The sequence below is a fragment of the Pectinatus frisingensis genome (assembly GCF_015732285.1).
GTDB classification, from domain to species: Bacteria; Bacillota; Negativicutes; order Selenomonadales; family Selenomonadaceae; genus Pectinatus; species Pectinatus frisingensis.
On sequence record NZ_WIQU01000019.1, the window covers coordinates 20,476 to 41,257 of the forward strand.

Here is a 20,782-nt window from a genome sequence, read left to right on the forward strand (position 1 = left end):
TAGCATTAAATATCATAAGTTATATTGGAAAATCTTTCTGGGGAAGATAAAGGGTAAATACAGTTTTGCTGTTTTGTTCGCTTGCTGCTGATAATCTGCCATCGTTTTTTTCAGCCAGGGCCCTGGCAATGGAAAGACCCAGACCGTTGCCTTCATACTTTTGTGTATCGGTTGAGCGGTAGAATCTGTCAAATATATGAGGAAGGTCATCTGCAGCGATACCATGTCCGGTATTGCTGATAAAAATGGAGACCATGTTTTTTTGCAGTGTGGTTCCTATACATATTTTTCCGCCTTTGGGCGTGTATTTAACGGCGTTATCGAGCAGAATTGTCAATATTTCTTCCACATGCTTGGCATCGGCATAAATGTTTACATTTTGTGTATCTCCTGACAGAAGAAGTTCAATATTTTTGCCGGTAGCGATAGTCATAAAACGGTTCAATACATTCGTAATCAGTTGTTCGGCTGGGATAACTTCTTTTTTCAAATTGATAGCGCTGCTGTCGGAGCGGGCTAATAATAACAGATTGCCGATTAATGTCCGCATGTTAAGTATTTCATCTTTCATATCATTGATGATTTCCTGGGAAAAAGCCGATAATTTGTTGTCGGTGTCATCTTTTAATATATCCAATCCGGACATTAATACACTGAGCGGCGTTCGTAGTTCGTGTGAAGCGTTGGCAGCAAATAATGTTTGTTTTTCAAAGGATTCTATAATAGGCTGCATTGCATTATTGGCCATAAAGTTGGCAATTTTATTAATAATAAAAAATACGCCGATTAACAGCAGTATTATCCAAAGCAATAAACGGGCAAGAAACATCAAATCCCTGCTCACATCAAATCCGGCGTATACTTTTCCTGCATAGATGCCATTGTAATAAGCAGTTTCCCTGGCTATAACAAAAAAGCGGAAATCTTTTTTCTGGGTAAATACCGAATGAATTTCTGGTTGTCCGTTAAGCAGGGCATCGGTTGTTATCTTTTCATTGATAGCGGCAGTACTCCAGTCAATTTTATTGGAATATTTGATTAAATTGCCATCTCGATCATATATATAATAGAATATTTTATTTAAATATTTTTGGGTATGATTGTCATCGGAAGGAAAATCGGGCAGGGTTTTACCGTCACTGACAATATAGGTGAGTTCTTCTGCTTCTTCGGTAGCGAGCATTTGTGCCTGGTCGATAAAATTGTTATAGACCAACGATCCGACAAATCCGTAAATGAGGATAAGCAGTATAAAAATTATTGCCCCGGTAAGCTGCATATAACGCTTGATTAAACGTTGACGAAAACGTGAAAACAGATTCATAGTTATTCCTCGATTTTATAGCCGATGCCATGTACGGTTTTTATTATATCTTTTCTACCGGCATCAATCATTTTCCGCCTGAGTAATTTTATCAAGGCATCAAGCGCGTTTGATGAAATACCGTCGGCACTATCCCATATACTGCCGATAATTTGTTCCCGCGGCAGAGTAGTTCCTTCATTTTGCAATAATAAATCAAGTAATTGAAATTCCCGTCGTGTCAGTAATAAGTCTTGGTCATTTGAATAAGCGGTAAATTTTACTCTATCAATTGTAATACCATTATTAAAGTGAATAATATTACTTTGGTAGGATTTATTATGCCGACGCAGTACGGAACGAATTCTGGCTAATAATTCAGGAAATTCAAATGGTTTTACAATATAGTCATCAGCGCCTGTGTCCAGTCCTTCAATACGATTTTCCAGGGTATCCTTAGCAGTAAGCATTATTATGCCGCAATTTTTACCTTGTTTGCGGATGACTGCACATGCCTCAATACCACTTTTCCGCGGCATCATCCAGTCTAGCAGTACTATATCATAATCTTTGACTGCTATATAATTCAGCACATCTTCACCGTTGTCAACGACATCAACATTATATCCTTCTTTTTTGAGTAAAAAAACAAGCATTTTAGCAAGTCTTATATCATCTTCAGCTAACAGTATCTTCATAAATATATCCTCATAATTTATAGTATAGAAATGTAAAAAAATCATAATAAATTTTATCATCTTGATTTTAGCGCACGGCTCTGAATTTATTCTGAAATTAGCAATAAGAATACCCTAACCAGCGGCTTTCATAATTATTTCATTTCTATATATTAGAATATTATCATACAGTAAAAAATGCAATAACAACGGTTTAAAAATTGAAATAATAAAATATAAGGCTGTTATCTTGCGTAATGTCTGTATAATGATATAATAATTCTAGTTGTATAGAGAGGAGTATGTCATTGCATACCTTGAGCACTCGGCAAAAAAAACTGGCAGCAGCGGCTGTCATAATTTCAATAATTGCCCTGTACCTTGTTCATATTTATGATTATCCCCTTATGGATCCCGATGAAGGACGCTATAGCGAAATACCGCGAGAAATGATTGCTACCGGAGATTTTATAACGCCGCGCCTGAACGGTGTGGAGTATTTTGAAAAACCAATTTTGCAGTACTGGCTGACAGCTGCTTCTATGACTGTCTTTGGAGAAAATGAGGGCGCAGTACGCGTAGTGCCTGCCGTCACTGCTGTGGTTAATATATTCCTCACTGCGTGGCTGGCAAAATTGATGTTTACTAATCGAACGGCATTACTGACAGCAACTATTCTTGCAACGGCTACATTGCATATTGCAGTTGGTTCCATCAATATCCTCGATATGATGATAACGATGTTTATGACGTTGTCACTGGTTACATTTTACCAGGGACGGCGTACTAAAAATCGACGCTGGTATTTATTGATGTATGCAGCGATGGCACTGGGACTGCTGACTAAAGGCCTTATTTCTATAGTACTTCCCTTGGGAATTATTTTTTGGTATATGCTTTTTACCAGACAATGGTCAATAATACGTGACATTATTTATCTGCCGGGGATTATATTGTTTTTCATTATTGGTGTTCCGTGGTTCTATCTAGTTTGTCGGGCTAATGGCGATTTTTTCTACTTTTTCTTCATAAGAGAACATTTTCTGCGTTTTGCCACTAAGATTGAAGACAGATATCAACCGGTTTGGTTTTTCATTCCAATGGTAATCCTCGGAATGTTTCCCTGGCTTGGATTTTTGCCGGCTCTTTTTACCAAACAGGGAGTTATTCGCAGTACTGAGTCAGATGATAATAAACGTGATATAATATTTCTCTTGACTTGGTTTTTTGTTGTGTTTATTTTTTATTCCTGTTCTGATTCCAAATTAGTACCATATATCCTGCCTTGTTTATCACCATTAGCCATTTTACTTGCGGCTTCAATACGTCGCTCAGTGAAACTTGACCGGTGGATGGCACACGGATTATTAGTGAATAGCATTGGCTGTTTCATCTTTGTCGCGGCGCTCATTTGGTATTCTACACATGCTGATTATTTAAATGCCTGGGAAATATTCCACAAAGGCTGGTTGATTTTTTTATCATTGACTGTAGGCCTTGCAGTGGTGATATGCATTTGGCTGAAAACAAAGCAGATACGCTGCACGATTTCAGCATTTGTGGTAGTGGCTTTTTTGTTTGCCGCCGGATTGCAGTCAATTCACGGACAGGTAGCTGTGGAACGTACTGCTGATTACGTTGCTACCGATATTCGAAGGATAGAACAACCGGGGGATATTGTTGTGTCCTACGGAGATTACATACAGGGACTGCCGTTTTATCTGCAAAAGCGCGTTGTAGTGGCCTCTTATCTGGGTGAGTTGGAATTTGGGTCAAAACATCCTAGTGGTCAGGGGTGGTTTATCAATGATGCGCAGCTGATGAATTTATGGAATAGTGATAAACGTGTTTTTGTTGTTTTTGATAAAAGTAAAAAGCGGGCTATTAATAAACTTTTTCCTGATAAAATAAAAAGCAGTTCACCTAAGGGCGGATATTATTTTATTGTAAATAGAGATTGATTTTGTTGATGGTTTAGTTTTATTTTATAATAAGGAGAGAAATTAATTATGAGAAAAGATTTCCTGCCATTTTCTAAGCCCAGTGTGAGTGAAACGGCTATTGCTGATGTTTGTGATTCTATTCGTTCCGGTTGGTTGGCCATGGGACCCAAGACGGTTGATTTTGAAAAAAAATTTGCCGGATATGTTGGTGCCAAATTTGCTATATCGGTTAATTCTGCTACAGCCGGATTGCACCTTGCAGTTATGGCAGTCACTGAACCGGGCGATGAAGTAATAACTACACCAATGACGTTTGCCAGTACTGTGAATGCAATAATTTATTCTAATGCCGTGCCAATTTTGGCGGATATAGATCCGGTTACATTTAATATAGATCCCAAAAAAATTGAAGAAAAAATTACAGCAAAGACTAAAGCAATTATTCCGGTACATTTTGCCGGCCGGCCTTGTGATATGGATGCAATTGAAAAAATTGCCGCCAAATATAATTTGGCTATTATTGAAGACAGTGCTCATGCACTGGGGGCGAGCTATCATGGCAGAAAAATTGGTGCGGGTAAGGGTGCCCGTCATATTGCTGTGTTCAGTTTTCATCCGACAAAGAATATAACTACCGGAGAAGGCGGTATGATAACTACCGATGATGAGAAGGCAGCTGATCAAATGTCGGTACAGCGACAAAATGGTATGGACAAGGGCGCATGGAATCGCTTTGGGGCTAAGGGGAAAAGTCATTATGACATTTTTAGACCAGGGCTTAAATATCAGATGATGGATATACAAGCGGCAATCGGTCGGGATCAATTGAAATATTTGGAACAATTTAACAGCCGCCGTACGGCAATTGTTGAAAGATATAATGACGCTTTTGCCGATATAAAGGGGTTGACCGTGCCGGCACCGATTGAAACAAATTGTGTTCATTCCTGGCATATTTATACCCCGCTTATTGAAAGCGACGAACTTGGGTTTACACGAGATGAGTTTATGGAAAAAATGAAAGCATATAATATAGGTACGGCTTATCATTATCAAGCCTTACACTTGTTTAGTGCGTATGCCAGGATAACCGGACTTAAAAAAGGTGACATGCCGGTTTCAGAATTGATCGGGGAAAAGATAGTTTCACTGCCGTTGTTCCCGGCAATGTCAGATCAAGATGTAGCGGATGTAATAGAAGCCGTAAAGAATGTTTGTAAATAATAAGATGCACGAAAAGGTGAAATAATGGATCCGGAAATATCAGTAGTAATACCTGTCTATAATGAAGAAGAATCGCTGCCTCGTCTGTTTGCCGAGTTGTACCCTGTAATGGAAGACATTAAACGAAGCTACGAAATAATTTTTGTTAATGACGGTAGTCATGATAAATCGTTTGCTATGCTATATGATTTTCAGAAACAACATCCTCATAATGTAAGATTTATTGATTTTAATGGCAACTTTGGTCAGCATATGGCTATAATGGCGGCTTTTTCTAAAGTGCGTGGTCAATTTATAATTACACTGGATGCTGATTTGCAAAATCCTCCTGAAGAAATCCCTAAGCTTATAAAACAAATGGATGATGGACATGATGTTGTTGGGACTCGTCGGAAGAATCGTCATGATCCACTTTTTCGTAAGGTTGCATCAAAGGCAGTTAATAATATTACCAATAGAATAACTGGACTGCATATTAATGATTATGGCTGTATGCTTAGGGGATATAACCGCAGAATAGTTGATATAATTGCGCATAGTGGTGAATCAACGACTTTCATTCCGGCATTGGGACAAAAGTATGCGGTTAATCCGATAGAAATATTTGTGGCTCATCGTGAACGGGAATATGGTACATCCAAGTATAGTATTTTTCGACTTATTCGGCTTAATTTTGATCTTATGACGAGTTTTTCATTGTCACCGCTTCAATGGGTGACAATGAGCGGTATAGGAATATCAGCGTTAAGTTTTTTATTGGTTGCGTATATATTGATTCGTCGTTTTATTATTGGGTCTGAAGCACAGGGATTATTTACTTTAATGGCAATACAATTTTTCCTGACAGGTATATCAATTATGAGTCTGGGGATAATCGGTGAATACATAGGACGTATTTATAAACAAATTCAAAAGCGGCCGCGGTTTGTGATAAAAAAGATATGGGAAGAGGAAAATAATGATAAGCAAGCAGACTGAGAGTCGATCTTCCATAGCTTTGTTTGCCTACAGTCAGCCAGGATTTGCCTGTCTGTCTGAATTGATAAAAATCGGTGCCAATGTTTCAGTAGTGTTTACCCATATTGACGCTGATGATGAGGAAATATGGTTTGATTCGGTATATGATTTGGCAAAAAAAAATAACATTCCAGTCTATCGTTCTAAAAAAATAGATGAATCTGCGCGAAAGTTTTTTTATCAAGCGGCGCCTGATATAATTTTATCGGCATATTATCGTGCCATGATACCTGATGAATTTTTAAGTGTCCCAAGATTGGGAGCTTATAATTTACATGGTTCACTTTTACCCAGGTACAGAGGGCGTGCTTGCATTAATTGGGCGGTACTGAAAGGTGAAACGCGCACAGGAGTTACTTTGCATGTTATGACGGAAAAGGCTGACAGGGGTGATATTGTTGCTCAGAAAGCCTTTGATATAAAGATGACTGATACTGCACATGATGTTTTTTTAAAGACAAGTCTGGCAGTTAAAAAGATAATTAAAGAATACCTGCCTTTAATCGAAGCTGCTAAAGCACCACGTTTCAGACAGGATGAATCGCAGGCGACAAAGTTCGGCCGGCGGCATCCTGCTGACGGTATTATTGACTGGAATGACAGTGCTGCTGCTGTTTATAACTTGATTCGATCGGTAACACATCCATTTCCTGGAGCGTTTACCTTTTATAGGCAGCAGAAACTTTTTATTTGGTGGGCAGTCCCTCTAACAGAGGATTTTTCTGATCAATTGGCGGTTTCTTTACCAAAAAATTTACAGAATTATTCAGCAGGTACTATTGTCAGGTCGAAAGAGCATGTTATTGTAAAATGCGGTCAGGATTCTTTATTGCTGCATACTATCGCTTGGGCTGGAGAAGCTGATAATATTCCAACTGATAAAACATTTATTGATGTTTTCAAAACTGGCAATCGGTTTGATTGGAAAAATTAACTTTAAGGAGAGAATACTTTATGAAAATTTTTATTACGGGGATAAATGGCTTTATCGGAACACACTTATTGCGTGCTATATTGGCTAAAACGGATTGGTGTGTTCAAGGGTTTGACCTGCGTGACAGTAATCTTGCTGAATTTAAAGATAATCCGCGGTTTTCTATGAAAACCGGAGATGTTTTTGCTGAAAATGAGTGGCTGGAACAGGCTGTAAAAGATAATGATGTTATATTACCTCTTGCTGGGATTGCTCGTCCGGCTTATTATATAACACATCCGTTGTGGACATTTGAACTTGATTTTGAACAAAACTTAAAAATTGTCCGTAACTGTGCCAAATATCATAAACGTGTTATCTTTCCATCTACTTCTGAAGTTTATGGTATGCCGACGGAAAACAGTAGGGTGATGATTGAGGATGAAAGTACCTTGACCTTAGGTCCAATTAAAAAATCCCGCTGGATATATAGTTGCAGCAAGCAAATGATGGACCGGGTCATTTTTGCATTTGGGCAGGAAAAAGATTTGCCGTTTTCCATTTTTCGTCCATTTAACTGGGTGGGACCGGGACTGGATACATTCAAAGATGCTGCAGAACATAAAGCTCGCTCGATAACACAATTTATTTATGATGTGTTGTATACCGGTGAAATAAATCTTGTTGGCGGTGGTGCGCAAAAACGTTCTTTTATCTGGGTAGGTGATGGGGTAGACGGACTCATAACGATAATTAAGAATGAAAACGGCAAGGCTGACGGAGAAATATTCAATATCGGCAATCCGGCAAATCATTATTCAATAAAGGAACTGGCATTGATGATTGTTGAAGAAATGAAAGCTTATCCAGAATTTGCCCAGGCAGCACAGAAAGTTAAAATGAATGAAGTACCGGCAGCAAAATATTATGGGAAAAATTATGATGATATGCAAGATCGCTTGCCATCAGTGAAAAAGATAAAAGATATATTGGGATGGGAACCTAAGACTACTTTGCGTGAGGCAATTAAATTAACACTCGATTGGCATGCGTCTCATTTGGAAAAGGTATAGTTAAATGGCTAGAAAAATTGCGATAAAAATAGATGTTGATACCAAGCGCGGTTATACGCAAGGTGTGCCTAATATGCTTGATGTGTTTCAAAAACATGGGGTGAAAGCATCATTCTTTTTTTCGATGGGACCTGATAATTCCGGCAAGGCTATACGGAGAATCTTCCGTAAAGGGTTTTTAACTAAAATGCTTCGTACTAAGGCACCTTCTACTTATGGATTAAAAACTATATTGTACGGAACACTGTTGCCGGCGCCGCTTATCGTGGAACCAAATCCGGCACCGTTACTGCGGGCAATGGAGGAGGAACATGATTGCGGTATTCATTGCTGGGATCATGTTTATTGGCAGGATAAATTATCTCATTTGCCGGAAGCAAAGATTCGGGAACATCTGACAAAGGCATGCAATTTATTTGAAAAGGTAACGCATCAAAAACCGCACTTTTGTGGTGCTCCAGGTTGGCAGGTAACCGCTGACAGCCTTAAAGTGCAGCAGGAGTTTGGGTTTGATTTTTGTTCTGATGTACGTGGATACTATCCTTTTTATCCGGTTATGGATGGAAGAGAATTTTCACCATTGCAGATTCCTGGCACACTTTTGACAATGGATGAAGTGTTGGGAATCATGGGAGTGACAGAGGAAAATATTGTTGACTATTGGTTGAAAAATTGTGATAAACAATGGAATGTCTTTACTATTCATGCTGAAATGGAAGGTTTATCCAAATTATCAATACTTGATGATTTTATCACTAAGGCAAAGCAGCAGAAATTCGAATTTGTTCTTTTAAAAGAAGGTAAAAAAGTACCGCAGATAAGAAAATGTCGTGTATATGCAGGGACTTTACCAGGCCGGGCCGGAACTTTGGCAAGGCAAAGTGATCCGATCGAATAGTCTTTTTTAATGTATAAAGCAATGAGTCTCAAATTTGTGGTACAGTATGGTTAACAAAAAACAGTCGGGATATACTCATAAACTTTAGAGTATGTCCTGACTGTTTTTTGTTAATAGTTACGATAAAATTTCTTGATTTCGCGATTGACAGCGGAGTAGTTTGTACAAATATTTTTATAGTTGATCGGGGGTCGATCAATAACAACTGCAAAAATGCCGGCTTTTATTGCTGCCGTAAGTTTGGTATCGGATCCACCCAATTTGCCGCTGTTCTTCATCACGACAACCTGAGCACCGGTCTGTTCATACATAGCTTTATTGAGTCCTATAGAAAAAGGACCTTGCATAGCAATTATATGCTTAGGAAGGATGCCGACAGCCATACATGCTTGTATGGATTCCACTACAGGTAAAATTCGTGCGGTAAGTATTTGGTTTTTATTGTTAAGCAAAGCAGTAAATTCCGATAAGTGGCGGCTGCCGGTTGTCAAAAAAACGTTATTGCCAAGTTCAAAGGCTTTTTGGGCAGCTTCTGCAAAAGATGCTGTTGTATACAATTTGTCATAAATCGGTAATGCTATGGTGGGGCGTTCATAGCGGATATAATGAATTTTTAACTGTGCACATACATTCATAGCTGTTTGGGAAATATTTACAGCATATGGATGACTGGCATCGATAAATATATCTGCATTTATATCTTTTAATTTTTTTTGCAGTTCCGTTTCATCAAGAGCTTGTTCAATTACTGTGAGGTGGGAATGGTGCCGCAGGAGAATCTTTCCGTAATCACTGACCACGGAAGCGGTAACAGTATGACCTTCGTGTAATAATTGTTCAATTATCTGCCTGGCGTCTTGTGTTCCGGCGGCGACAAAAATCATAATTTATAGCCTCGTGGTGTTATCATTAGATTATTTTTTACATAAGTATGACTATTGCCGATGATAACCAGTGAAAACATATCTATTTCTTCTTTGGTAAAGTTGTCTAAATTGGATATAGTTACACTTTCGTTGTCGCGGGTCGCACCGCGTACGATACCGACGGGTGTATCGGCAGATTTGTATTTAAGCAGTATATCGCGAATTTCTTCAATATGTTGAACCCGTTTGCGACTTTTAGGGTTGTACAGGGCAATGACAAAGTCACCCTGTGCGGCATATGCGGCCCTTTTTTTTATAAGCGCCCAAGGAGTGAGCAAGTCACTTAAACTTATTACAGCAAAGTCATGCATAAGCGGTGCGCCAAGGATGGCAGCTGCGGCATTTACAGCACTTATTCCCGGGATGATATCAACCTGAGGACGGTTTTCAACGGGCAGCTGGAATAAAAGTTCCAGCACAAGTCCGGCCATACCGTAAACTCCTGAATCACCACTGGAAACAACGGCCACATTTTTACCTTTTACCGCTTCATCCAAAGCCATTTGGCAGCGATCTACTTCCTGCATCATACCCGTGCCAATGATATTTTTGTCCTTTAATAAAGGACTTATAAGTTTTATGTATGTATTGTAACCGGCAATTGTGTCGGCTGTTTCAATACTTTTTCGGGCGTGCGGAGTCATATCATCCAAACTTCCTGGTCCGATACCAATAACTGTTATTTTTCCCATGCTAATGCCACCGTCACTTTCTCAAATTTTGTTTTAGTCAGTACCAGTTTTTTACAGCTGCTGCCGGCAAGAGCAGCGGCTTCGCAAACATTGCCGATACCTATCTGCTGTTTTACAAATGGGGATTGTGATAATTTATAATCCAAAATAGTCTGCTGCAGGACAGTATTAGGCCAAAATTTGACAGGAACGGTATATTTGGCTGCAGTCTGCAGGATTCCTGTTTCATTTGCCTTGATGCAGGCACTGCTGATAAGAGTGATATCATTGATAGAATAATTTATTATTGCACAGGCTTTTTTCAAACATTGTTCGATATGTTTTTGAGAAACACCGCGGCGACAGCCAATACCGGCAATTAATCGATGCTTGATGAAGTATAAAATAGCTGCATCAGTTTGTTCATAAGTGTCGGTTATCATGATAGCTGGTTTGTTTATTATATTGGCAGTTACTTTATTGATCGACCGGGCGTCAATCGATAAATCACGCAGCTTGTCTACACATTGTGAGGCATCAGGCAGCGAATCATCCACATAATAATAAATTGGCCGGCCCTGCAGCAAGGCAGTATTAAATAGCTTGATTTTTGACACTGGCTTGACACTATAGCCAAGCTGGCGAGCTATAATATCCGGAGCAATCAGGCCATTTACATCGGTTGCTGTTGTTATTACCGGAACAGCATTGATGATACCGGCAAATTTTTTTGTTAATTCATTGGCACCGCCCAAATGACCTGATAGAAGACTGACTGCAAAATGGCCCTGCTCATCTATAACAATTATGGCCGGGTCCTTATCCTTCTTGACAATATATGGTGCAATCATGCGCACAGCAATACCGATGGCGCAGAAAAAGACTATTGCATCGCAGTATGGAAAGAGATGCTTGACCAGCAAGGACATTTTTTCATAAATGACTGTAGATGTATTTTCTGGACAACGGTCTTTTTTGCCATAAATCGTAATAGCATCATCAACTGCGGCAGCTAATTTTTCTGCCAAAGATACTCCGTTAGGAGTAATTGTAATAATTGCACATCTCATAATAGGTCAATCATCCTTTTTGTCCGTGCCTTGTCGGTACATATGGGTGAATTCAGGGGCATATAATCGTGATAAAGCATATTGGGAATCGAGGCAGTGACCGACAACGATCATTGCGGTGCGATTTATTTTTCCCGATTGACTTTTTTCGACAATATTATTTAGCTGTCCGCGGATAATTTTTTGCTCCGGCCAGGAAGCTTTTTGGACTATGGCAATGGGGGTTTCAGGAGTATAGCCGCCGGATATCAGCTCTTTTACAACTTCGTCGAGCATATGGATACTTAAAAAAATACACATTGTTGCTTTATGTGTGGCCAGCGATTTCAAATTTTCCTGTTCGGGGACAGGAGTGCGGCCGGCGTTTCTGGTGATAATGACGGTTTGGGATATTTCAGGTAGTGTATATTCCTGCTTTAGTGCCGCGGCAGCGGCCAAAAATGAACTTACGCCAGGAATTATTTCAAAGTCGATATTTGCTTTACGGAGAGCATCCATCTGTTCTTGTATTGCGCCATAGATAGCAGGATCACCGGTATGCAGGCGGACTACCCTTAAATTTTTGTCTACAGACTGTTTGATGGTGGTTATTACTTCATCTAATGTCATCGAGGCACTGTTATATATTTTGCAATTTGACGGGGCATAGTTTAAAAGCGCTGGATTGACAAGTGAGCCGGCATAAATTATTACATCGGCTTTTTGCAATAAATGCTGTCCTTTTACTGTTATAAGTTCCGGATCACCGGGACCGGCACCAATAATATAGACTGTGTTCATTATTATAATCGCTCCTTAAATGTGGAAATAGAATTTATTTCAGCAGGGTAATTTTATAATCATGCTCTTTATATATTAATATGCATTTAATTATAACAAAATTGTTTTGACCGGGCAATTTATGCCGCGTATTGACTTTTATACAATAGTATTTGAAAATGAATTGGACTTTAGCAAGGTTTTTAGGTACAATAGATTAGAAAAATAAGCAGGAGGTAGCTAAATGGTTGTTTCTGTCGAACTGGTGCCGCGTAATGAGCAGACATTGCGCGGGGAACTGCAGCAATTGAAAAATAATAAATTTCCTATTGATTTAATAAATGTGCCTGAACTTTTGCGATTTGATATTCATGCGTGGGAAGGAGCGGCTATAGCACAAGAATATGGTTTTGCTGTTATGCCGCATATTCGCTCGCTGGATATAGATTTGGATGAGAAACTGCCTATGCGTGACTACATTGAGCAAAAAAACATGCAGAAGGTCTTGGTTATAACAGGTGATCCACCGCAGGATATGGGGCACAAAGTTTATCCGACAGTGAGCACAGATGTAATTAGAAAGTTTCGTGAAGAAATGTCTGATGTCAAAATTTATGCTGGTATTGACCAGTATCGCTCAAGTATGAGAGAAGAACTTTACCATGTACGGCGGAAAAATCAGGCAGGTGCTGCTGGTTTTTTTACACAGCCTTTTTTTGATTTGCGTTATTTGGAAATGTATGCGGAACAACTAGCAGATAAAGAAGTATACTGGGGAATATCACCGGTTTTATCTGAACGATCGGTAAGCTATTGGGAAATAAAAAATAATGTTATATTCCCCAATGATTTTGAACCAACTATGAGATGGAATATTGATTTTGCTCGTAAGGTGTATAGATTTGTTGAAAATATTGGTGGCAATATTTATATTATGCCGATAAAGGCTAATTTAATCGAATATATGCAAGGAATATTTGCTTAAATTAACAAATAATATGAGTTATTATATAGATTATATTTTTTCATTTTATGGTAAATTATGCTATTATAATAACTATAAATAAGATAATATTTATAATACAATATTAGGTGTGTTGATGCGGTGAATCAGATAGTTTACCGCAGATATTTGTTTAGAGGAGTTAATTATAATGTATAAGATTTTGAAGAAAGTCTTGCTTTCCCCCAGTGTTTGGCTGTATGACATTGAAGCACCACGCATTGCTAAAAAAGCTGAGCCGGGACAATTTTTGATAGTCCGCACTGATGAGGAAGGTGAACGTATCCCATTAACTATTGCTGATTTTGATCGACAAAAGGGATATGTATCAATAGTGTTTCAGGAAATTGGTGCAGGTACAGAACTTCTGGGTAAACTGAATGAAGGCGATTATATTCTTGATGTAGTGGCTCCGCTTGGCAGGAAAACTCACATCGAACCCGGTATGGGAACTGTGGTGTGCATTGGCGGCGGCATAGGTGTGGCGCCAATTTATCCTATAGCCAGAGGAATGCATCAAGCTGGTAATAAGGTTATATCAATAATGGGAGCCAAGAATAAAGATATTCTTATATTGGAAAAAGAAATGCGGGCTGTAAGTGATGAAGTATTGATCACTACGGATGATGGTTCATGTGGTATTAAGGGATTCGTGACGACAGCTTTGCAGCAGATTATTGATCGTAGTGAAAAAATTGATGAGGTAATAGCAATTGGTCCTGTCGTAATGATGCGAAGTGTGGTTGAAGCAACACGGCCTTATAAGATAAAAACTGTAGTAAGCCTCAACCCTATTATGGTTGATGGGACAGGTATGTGCGGTGGCTGTCGTGTTCAAGTTGGTGATGAAATAAAATTTGCCTGTGTGGATGGGCCGGAATTTGATGGGCATTTAGTTGATTTTAAAGGGCTGATGTCGCGTCAGCGTATGTATAAGGATGCGGAAAAAGAGGAAACTAATCATGTTTGTAAATTAAGCAAAATCAAGGGGGCTATTTAAGCATGGCTTTACGAATGATGAAATATGCAATGCCGGAACAAGATCCGAAGGTTCGTGCCCACAATTTTGATGAAGTTGCCTTGGGATATGATGAAGAAACAGCTATTGCGGAAGCCAGCCGATGTCTGACATGTCCAAATCCTCGTTGTATAAAAGGGTGTCCGGTGCAAGTCGATATACCGGGATTTATTGCGAAGATGAAAACCGGTGATTTTGCAGAAGCTATAAAAGTAATTAAAAAATCTAATGCCCTGCCGGCAGTTTGTGGACGTGTATGTCCGCAGGAACATCAGTGCGAAAAATATTGTGTTATGGGTATTAAGGGTGAACCGGTAGGAATTGGACGCTTGGAAAGATTTGCTGCTGACTATGATTTGGCATCAGAAAATGAAACTAAGCCAATCGAGTATGCGGCAGATGCCTCAAAGGTGGCTGTTGTTGGTTCTGGACCGGCAGGCTTGTCAGCAGCCGGTGAATTAGCCAGACGCGGTTATAAAGTCACTATATTTGAAGCGTTGCATAAAGCAGGCGGTGTTTTGTCATATGGCATACCGGAATTTCGTCTGCCAAAGGAAAAAGTTGTGCAGGTAGAGATAAAAAATTTGGAAAAATTAGGCGTTAAAATAGCACTCGACACTGTAGTAGGTAAACTATATACAATCGATGAATTGATTGACGAGGAGGGATTTGGAGCCGTATTTGTGGCAACAGGAGCAGGATTGCCAAGCTTTATGCATATCCCGGGAGAAAATCTGAATGGGGTATATTCAGCCAATGAATTTTTAACACGCTGCAATCTGATGAAGGCGTATAGGTTTCCAACATATCAAACACCGATAAAAGCAGGTAAGGTGGTTGCGGTAGTTGGCGGCGGCAATGTTGCTATGGACGCAGCCCGTACTTCACTCCGTTTAGGGGCGGAACAGGTATATATAGTATACCGCCGCAGTGAGAAAGAACTGCCGGCGCGTTTGGAAGAAATTCAGCATGCCAAGGCTGAGGGGATAGACTTTAAATTACTGGTCAATCCTGTCGAAGTTATTGGTGACGATAGTGGTAATGTCAAACGACTTCGTTGTATAAAAATGCAGTTGGGAGAACCAGATGCCTCGGGTCGGCGGCGTCCTGTTCCTATAGAAAATTCAGAGTTTAATATAGATGTGGATACGGTCATAATAGCCATCGGGCAGGGTCCTAATCCTTTGGTTCAGTCAACTACGCCGGATATGCAGACGAACAAACGCGGCAATATAATGGCCGATGATAGTACCGGTAAAACAACAAAACCGGGAGTGTTTGCCGGCGGGGATATTGTGACCGGGGCAGCAACGGTTATTTTGGCCATGGGCGCCGGTAAAAAAGCTGCGGAAGCCATAGACAAATATCTGAAAAATAAAAAACATTGATAAATATAAATAAAACTGGAGTTTTGATATGAAAAATCGGTACAGTGGCAACCGCTGAGAATTCATTGCAGTTTGTGCCGGTCTCAACTGTCAGATTCAAAATAAGGGAAGTGGTTTTTATATGATGAATTTTGTGGCCATTGATTTTGAAACTGCCAACAGCGAAAGAAACAGCGCCTGCAGTATAGCAGTAGTTGATATTCGGGCAGGAAGGATGGTGGATGCGTATTCGACCCTGCTCAAACCGCCGGTAATGAATTTTGATCCTGGTAACGTTGCAATAAATGGAATAACAGCTGATATGGTTCAGGATGCACCAATCTTTTCTGAGGTTTTTCCGAAACTGCGCAGTATGTTGGAAAATCGTATGGTCATAGCGCATAATGCTATGTTCGATATGGGTGTTATGCGTTCATCCATCTGGCAGTATCATTTGCCTAAAATAAAATTTGATACATGCTGTACTGTGCAAATATCAAGAAAAGTCTGGCCGGAGTTGACAAATCATAAATTGAACACAATGGGTGAATTTTTTAAGATAAAATTCAAACATCACGATGCATTGGATGATGCCAAGGTATGCGCTAAAATTCCTTTAGTGGCCGGAAGAACTGTTGATGCACCGGACTTTTACTCGCTGATAGATAAAATTGGAGTCAAAGCACGTCCTTTTAAATGTTAAAAATTAATTGTTTGAATAAAACGCTGCTGTCGTAAAAGACAGCAGCGTTTTTATGTCGTACAGAAATTATTGCTATTAGAAAAATGTAATGTTTCAAAAGAAGATTATACAGAAGCACATTTATCCAGCAGATTGATTTTATTTTTGCAAAAATGGATAAGCTTTTCGTCTTGCATTTTAGATAATTCAGCAGACATTGCACTACGATTGACCGAAAGAAAATCGGCTAATTCCTGTCGGGAAAAAGGAATAATGAATTCGCTGCTGCCGGCAAGCAGTGCTTGTTCGGAAAAATAAGATAAAAGCTTTGCCCGAGTGGTCCGCTTGGTAATATGATTTATTTTGCAAGTAAGCATATAAGCTTTTTTAGCTAAAATAGACAATAAGTTATGAATGAGCTGAGAATGGTAGATACAATTGGATGAGCAAAGTGTTGTTATTCGCTGCACATTCATAAATAAGATTGTTGTTTTTTCGGCGGCAACAGCACTTATATTAGTGGACAACAGGGGTTCACAGGCATATACTTCACCAAATAATTCACCTTTGGTTATCATTGTAAGTAGACTGCGATTTCCCCAGTAATCTTCCCTTTCAAGACGCAGACTGCCGGATAATACCAAGCCCATATTGGTAATATTTTCGTTGGCGTGGAATATAGCTTCAGACTTTTCACAGTCAGTGATGGTACTGCCCAGGCAGGTCAGCATGGAATAAATTTCTTTTTGGGAAGAGCCGATGAAAAGCGGTGAGCCTTTTATAACTTCGATAAAATTTTCTGGTATTTTATCAAAGCTTTTAACGTTATTGTTGAAGGAAAAAAAAGTTTTCATGAAATTCACCTTTTGTTATATTTACAACCGACTATTTTATTATATTATAATAAAATAAGTACGTAAAGATAGTTATAAACATATTTTTGTATTGAAAGAGGAGCAGTTATGATACGAAAAATAATAAAAATAGATAAAGAAAAGTGTAATGGCTGTGGTATATGTGTAAATGCGTGTCATGAAGGTGCTATAGGTTTGGTGGATGGCAAGGCTCAATTGATGTATGAACATTATTGTGACGGACTGGGAGATTGTCTGCCAGCTTGTCCTATGAATGCCATATCATTTGAAAAACGGGAGGCACCGATGTACGACAAAGAAGCGGTAAAACAGGCTCAAGCAGAAAAAAGAAAAGCTGCAGGAGCGTTTGTTTGTCCCGGATCTATGGCAAAATCCTTAAAACATGATACCGATAAGTCGGAAAGTTTCGCTGTGAATAGTGGCAGTCAGTTAACACAGTGGCCGGTGCAGATAAAACTTGTACCGACTAATGCGCCATATTTTGATAATGCCAATTTGCTGATCGCAGCTGATTGTACGGCTTATGCTTATGGAAAATTTCATGATAGATTTATTTATAATCATATAACACTTATTGGCTGTCCTAAGCTTGATGAAGGGGATTACACAGAAAAACTCACTGCTATTATAAAGGATAATAATATAAAAAGCCTTACTATAGTACGTATGGAAGTTCCCTGTTGTGGCGGGATAGAGAACGCTGCCCGGAATGCTTTGCAGCAAAGTGGGAAATTTATCCCATGGCAGGTATATATTATTTCAACTGATGGCAATATATTAGAATAAATATTAATTATTAAACAGGAGGAATTACGATGAAGAAAGAAATGTTTTGTTTTCAATGCGAACAAACGGCAGGTTGCACAGGGTGCATGGGTAAAGCCGGAGTGTGTGGCAAACCGGCTTCGACAGCGAGATTGCAGGACAGATTAACCGGGGAATTGATTAGGCTGGCTCGGGCAATGGGTGGACAAAAAACTGATATGGCCACAAATAAATTGATGCTGGGGGCTTTTTTTACAACTGTTACGAATGTTAATTTTGATGATAAAACAGTCGGTGAATATGTTGAAAAAGTCCGTGCGGCGACTGATAGGATAACTGAAAAATCTGGCAGACAGGTTGATGCCTACGATATGAATAGCATATGGGAAAATAATGATGAAGATATACGTTCACTGAAAGCATTGATATTATTCGGAATGCGTGGGATGGCATCATATGCTTATCATGCTTTCACATTGGGTTATACGGATGAAACAGTGCTGGACTTTTTCTATAAGGGATTGTTTGCATTGGGAGAAAATAAGGATATGAATTATCTTTTGCCGATGGTCATGGAGGTTGGCAAAGTAAATTTAAAATGCATGGAATTGCTTGATAAAGCAAATACACAGACTTATGGAATACCGGAGCCCACTAAAGTCAGCATGACAATTGAAAGAGGTCCGTTCATAGTTGTAACCGGGCATGATTTGAAAGATCTGGAATTATTGCTCAAGCAGACTGAAGGCAGGGGTATTAATATATATACACATGGTGAAATGCTGCCGTGTCATGCTTATCCTAAATTGAAAGCTTATAAACATTTAAAGGGTAATTTTGGAACAGCATGGCAAAATCAGCGTAATGAATTTGATGATATACCGGCACCAATATTATTTACGACAAATTGCTTGATGCCGCCAAAAGATAGTTATAAAGACCGTGTATTCACTACTGAAGTAGTAGAATTTCCGGAAATTGTCCATATTGGGGAAGATAAAGATTTTACACCGGTCATAAATAAAGCATTACAGCTGGGTGGTTATGATGAAGACCATAAAATGACAGGAATAAATGGTGGATCTGTAGTAATGACCGGATTCGGTCATGGTGCGGTTCTGTCAGCTGCCGGTGAAATAGTTAAGGCAGTAAAAAACGGAGCTGTGAAACATTTCTTCCTGGTTGGAGGCTGTGACGGAGCAAAACCGGGACGTAATTATTATACTGACTTCGTAAAACAAACACCGGCTGATACACTTATTTTGACGCTGGCCTGTGGAAAATATCGTTTTAATGATCTTGACCTTGGCAAAATTGGTGATTTTCCCCGCATCATGGACGTGGGGCAATGTAATGATGCCTACGGTGCCATCAAAATTGCTACTGCCTTAGCAGATGCTTTTAAATGTGGGGTAAATGATTTGCCATTAACTTTGGTATTGTCGTGGTATGAACAAAAGGCCGTATGTATTTTGTTGACATTATTATCACTTGGCATAAAAAATATTTATCTTGGGCCAACTTTACCGGCATTTATATCAAAAAATGTATTGGATTATCTTGTAGAACATTTCAATATTACACCAATAAGCACACCGGAAGCGGATTTGAAAAAAATATTGGGATAATTATTCTGCTTGTATGAAGTTTGTTGGAAATCAGAAAAGAAAGCAGGAATATTAATTGCAAAAATGGCTTATTGTTTATTCGAGCAATACAGGTAATACTGAGCAGATAGCCAAAGCGATGTTTCAGGTATTGGGCAGTGAAGCAGCTGACATTTATTCAATAAAAGAAGCACCGGCTGTTGAACAGCTGCCACAATATAATATTATTGCAGTGGGATACTGGCTGACACGCGGTGCACCGGATAAAGCAGTTCAACAATGGCTGCATAATTTGTCTGGTAAACGGGTCGTGTTATTTCAGACACACGGCACGGATAAATATAGTGAACATAGTGTTACAGCATTCGCCAGAGCAGCAAGCTGTCTGGGGGATAATTGTGAAGTGCTGGGAACTTTTGGGTGTCAGGGCAGAATAAATCCTGTACTTTTAAATAAACGGTTAACATTGTCTGCAGATGATCCACATGCACCGACGGAACGCAATAAAAAACGCTGGGCAATGGCTGCACAGCATCCTGATACAACAGATTTGGCAGAAGCACGACAGTTTATTGCAGCTATACGAAGAAAGTTAATTTTACGGGAAAAATATCAAAATACACAGCAATAAATCAAAAATGGCGGTAAAAACCGTTTTACAGATAAAATTTAATTGACTATATGTAAAAAACCACGTATAATAATTAGCGATGCGGAAGTGGCGGAATTGGCAGACGCGCTGGACTTAGGATCCAGTTCCCCGTGAGTGCAGGTTCAAGTCCTGTCTTCCGCACCAGATACTAAAAATAAAGCACTTTGGGATTTTATCCTGAAGTGCTGTTTTGTTGTCCAGTTCTTTCTGACAGCCTGCCTTTTTATTTTCACTTTCAACAGTGCTCATGAAAGTGAAATAGCACTTTTTAATAAAAGGCAATCCGCATTTGACGCTCAACGATACATGATGATAGCTATAACTCATATTTACGGCAAT

Annotated in this window: 20 protein-coding genes and 1 tRNA gene; 14 read left to right on the forward strand and 7 right to left on the reverse strand. The window is 39.3% G+C overall.

All coding sequences use genetic code 11. The features are described from left to right. Positions 1-19: 19 nt before the first annotated feature. Entirely contained in the window at positions 20-1,324 is a 1,305-nt protein-coding gene (locus I6751_RS02805) for a sensor histidine kinase (RefSeq protein WP_196591541.1), read from the reverse strand. 2 nt (positions 1,325-1,326) lie between these two features. Continuing rightward, positions 1,327-2,001, reverse strand: coding sequence for a response regulator transcription factor (locus tag I6751_RS02810; RefSeq protein WP_196591542.1), 675 nt, complete (start codon positions 1,999-2,001; stop codon positions 1,327-1,329). Positions 2,002-2,288: 287 nt separating this feature from the next. Here I6751_RS02810 and I6751_RS02815 point away from each other — a divergent pair, with 287 nt between their 5' ends. From I6751_RS02815 to I6751_RS02840, 6 genes are read left to right on the forward strand one after another with little or no spacing between them, the layout of a single operon-like run. Then, positions 2,289-3,941, forward strand: coding sequence for a phospholipid carrier-dependent glycosyltransferase (locus tag I6751_RS02815; protein ID WP_196591543.1), 1,653 nt, complete (start codon positions 2,289-2,291; stop codon positions 3,939-3,941). A 48-nt stretch (positions 3,942-3,989) separates the two neighbouring features. After that, positions 3,990-5,147 carry a DegT/DnrJ/EryC1/StrS family aminotransferase gene (locus I6751_RS02820; protein ID WP_182186721.1) on the forward strand — a complete coding sequence of 386 codons (1,158 nt, stop codon included), beginning with the start codon at positions 3,990-3,992 and terminating at the stop codon, positions 5,145-5,147. Between the two features lie 24 nt (positions 5,148-5,171). Then, entirely contained in the window at positions 5,172-6,125 is a 954-nt protein-coding gene (locus tag I6751_RS02825; RefSeq protein WP_182186720.1) for a glycosyltransferase, read from the forward strand. Continuing rightward, positions 6,106-7,098: a formyltransferase gene (locus I6751_RS02830; RefSeq protein ID WP_196591544.1), complete on the forward strand. Its 993-nt coding sequence runs from the start codon at positions 6,106-6,108 to the stop codon at positions 7,096-7,098. Before I6751_RS02825 ends, I6751_RS02830 begins: the two co-directional genes overlap by 20 nt. A 20-nt stretch (positions 7,099-7,118) precedes the next feature. Then, positions 7,119-8,150 (forward strand): bifunctional UDP-4-keto-pentose/UDP-xylose synthase, encoded by a 1,032-nt coding sequence (locus I6751_RS02835; RefSeq protein WP_196591545.1) that lies wholly within the window; start codon positions 7,119-7,121, stop codon positions 8,148-8,150. Positions 8,151-8,154: 4 nt separating this feature from the next. Beyond that, positions 8,155-9,048 (forward strand): polysaccharide deacetylase family protein, encoded by an 894-nt coding sequence (locus I6751_RS02840; protein ID WP_182186717.1) that lies wholly within the window; start codon positions 8,155-8,157, stop codon positions 9,046-9,048. A 110-nt stretch (positions 9,049-9,158) separates the two neighbouring features. Here the strand turns inward: I6751_RS02840 and cobK are convergent, their stop codons facing one another. Genes cobK through cobM form a run of 4 tightly spaced genes read right to left on the reverse strand, consistent with a single transcriptional unit; the run spans position 9,159 to position 12,495 of the window. Continuing rightward, on the reverse strand, positions 9,159-9,932 hold the full coding sequence (gene cobK, locus I6751_RS02845) for a precorrin-6A reductase (RefSeq protein ID WP_196591546.1): 774 nt from the start codon (positions 9,930-9,932) through the stop codon (positions 9,159-9,161). Further along, positions 9,929-10,666, reverse strand: a complete 738-nt coding sequence (gene cobJ / locus I6751_RS02850) for a precorrin-3B C(17)-methyltransferase (protein ID WP_196591547.1) — start codon at positions 10,664-10,666, stop codon at positions 9,929-9,931. The genes cobK and cobJ overlap by 4 nt, the downstream gene beginning before the upstream one ends. Beyond that, the gene (locus I6751_RS02855) at positions 10,654-11,715 is read right to left on the reverse strand and encodes a cobalt-precorrin 5A hydrolase (RefSeq protein WP_182186714.1); all 1,062 of its coding nucleotides are present in this window, start codon (positions 11,713-11,715) and stop codon (positions 10,654-10,656) included. Before I6751_RS02855 ends, cobJ begins: the two co-directional genes overlap by 13 nt. A 6-nt stretch (positions 11,716-11,721) precedes the next feature. Then, complete coding sequence (gene cobM / locus I6751_RS02860; protein ID WP_196591548.1) at positions 11,722-12,495, reverse strand: precorrin-4 C(11)-methyltransferase; 774 nt, start codon at positions 12,493-12,495, stop codon at positions 11,722-11,724. 223 nt (positions 12,496-12,718) lie between these two features. Between cobM and I6751_RS02865 the strand changes: the two genes are divergently transcribed. The 4 genes from I6751_RS02865 (at position 12,719) to I6751_RS02880 (ending at position 16,565) form a co-directional block, all read left to right on the forward strand. Further along, positions 12,719-13,459 (forward strand): methylenetetrahydrofolate reductase, encoded by a 741-nt coding sequence (locus tag I6751_RS02865; protein ID WP_182186712.1) that lies wholly within the window; start codon positions 12,719-12,721, stop codon positions 13,457-13,459. Positions 13,460-13,628: 169 nt separating this feature from the next. Further along, on the forward strand, positions 13,629-14,477 hold the full coding sequence (locus tag I6751_RS02870; RefSeq protein WP_196591549.1) for a sulfide/dihydroorotate dehydrogenase-like FAD/NAD-binding protein: 849 nt from the start codon (positions 13,629-13,631) through the stop codon (positions 14,475-14,477). Positions 14,478-14,479: 2 nt separating this feature from the next. Next, positions 14,480-15,883 (forward strand): NADPH-dependent glutamate synthase, encoded by a 1,404-nt coding sequence (gltA, locus tag I6751_RS02875; protein WP_196591550.1) that lies wholly within the window; start codon positions 14,480-14,482, stop codon positions 15,881-15,883. A gap of 121 nt (positions 15,884-16,004) precedes the next feature. Then, a complete protein-coding gene (locus I6751_RS02880) occupies positions 16,005-16,565 on the forward strand; it encodes a 3'-5' exonuclease (protein WP_196591551.1) in 561 nt (186 codons plus the stop codon). Positions 16,566-16,669: 104 nt separating this feature from the next. On the opposite strand, the gene I6751_RS02885 is transcribed toward I6751_RS02880, so the two are convergent. After that, positions 16,670-17,398 (reverse strand): Crp/Fnr family transcriptional regulator, encoded by a 729-nt coding sequence (locus I6751_RS02885; RefSeq protein WP_196591552.1) that lies wholly within the window; start codon positions 17,396-17,398, stop codon positions 16,670-16,672. A gap of 108 nt (positions 17,399-17,506) precedes the next feature. On the opposite strand from I6751_RS02885, the gene I6751_RS02890 reads away from it, so the two are divergent. The 4 genes from I6751_RS02890 (at position 17,507) to I6751_RS02905 (ending at position 20,587) form a co-directional block, all read left to right on the forward strand. After that, a complete protein-coding gene (locus I6751_RS02890; RefSeq protein WP_196591553.1) occupies positions 17,507-18,205 on the forward strand; it encodes an ATP-binding protein in 699 nt (232 codons plus the stop codon). 29 nt (positions 18,206-18,234) lie between these two features. Beyond that, positions 18,235-19,812, forward strand: a complete 1,578-nt coding sequence (hcp, locus tag I6751_RS02895) for a hydroxylamine reductase (protein WP_196591554.1) — start codon at positions 18,235-18,237, stop codon at positions 19,810-19,812. Between the two features lie 55 nt (positions 19,813-19,867). Then, positions 19,868-20,422 (forward strand): flavodoxin family protein, encoded by a 555-nt coding sequence (locus I6751_RS02900; protein WP_196591555.1) that lies wholly within the window; start codon positions 19,868-19,870, stop codon positions 20,420-20,422. Positions 20,423-20,503: 81 nt separating this feature from the next. Beyond that, a tRNA-Leu gene (locus I6751_RS02905) sits at positions 20,504-20,587 on the forward strand. The last annotated feature ends 195 nt before the right edge of the window (positions 20,588-20,782 follow it).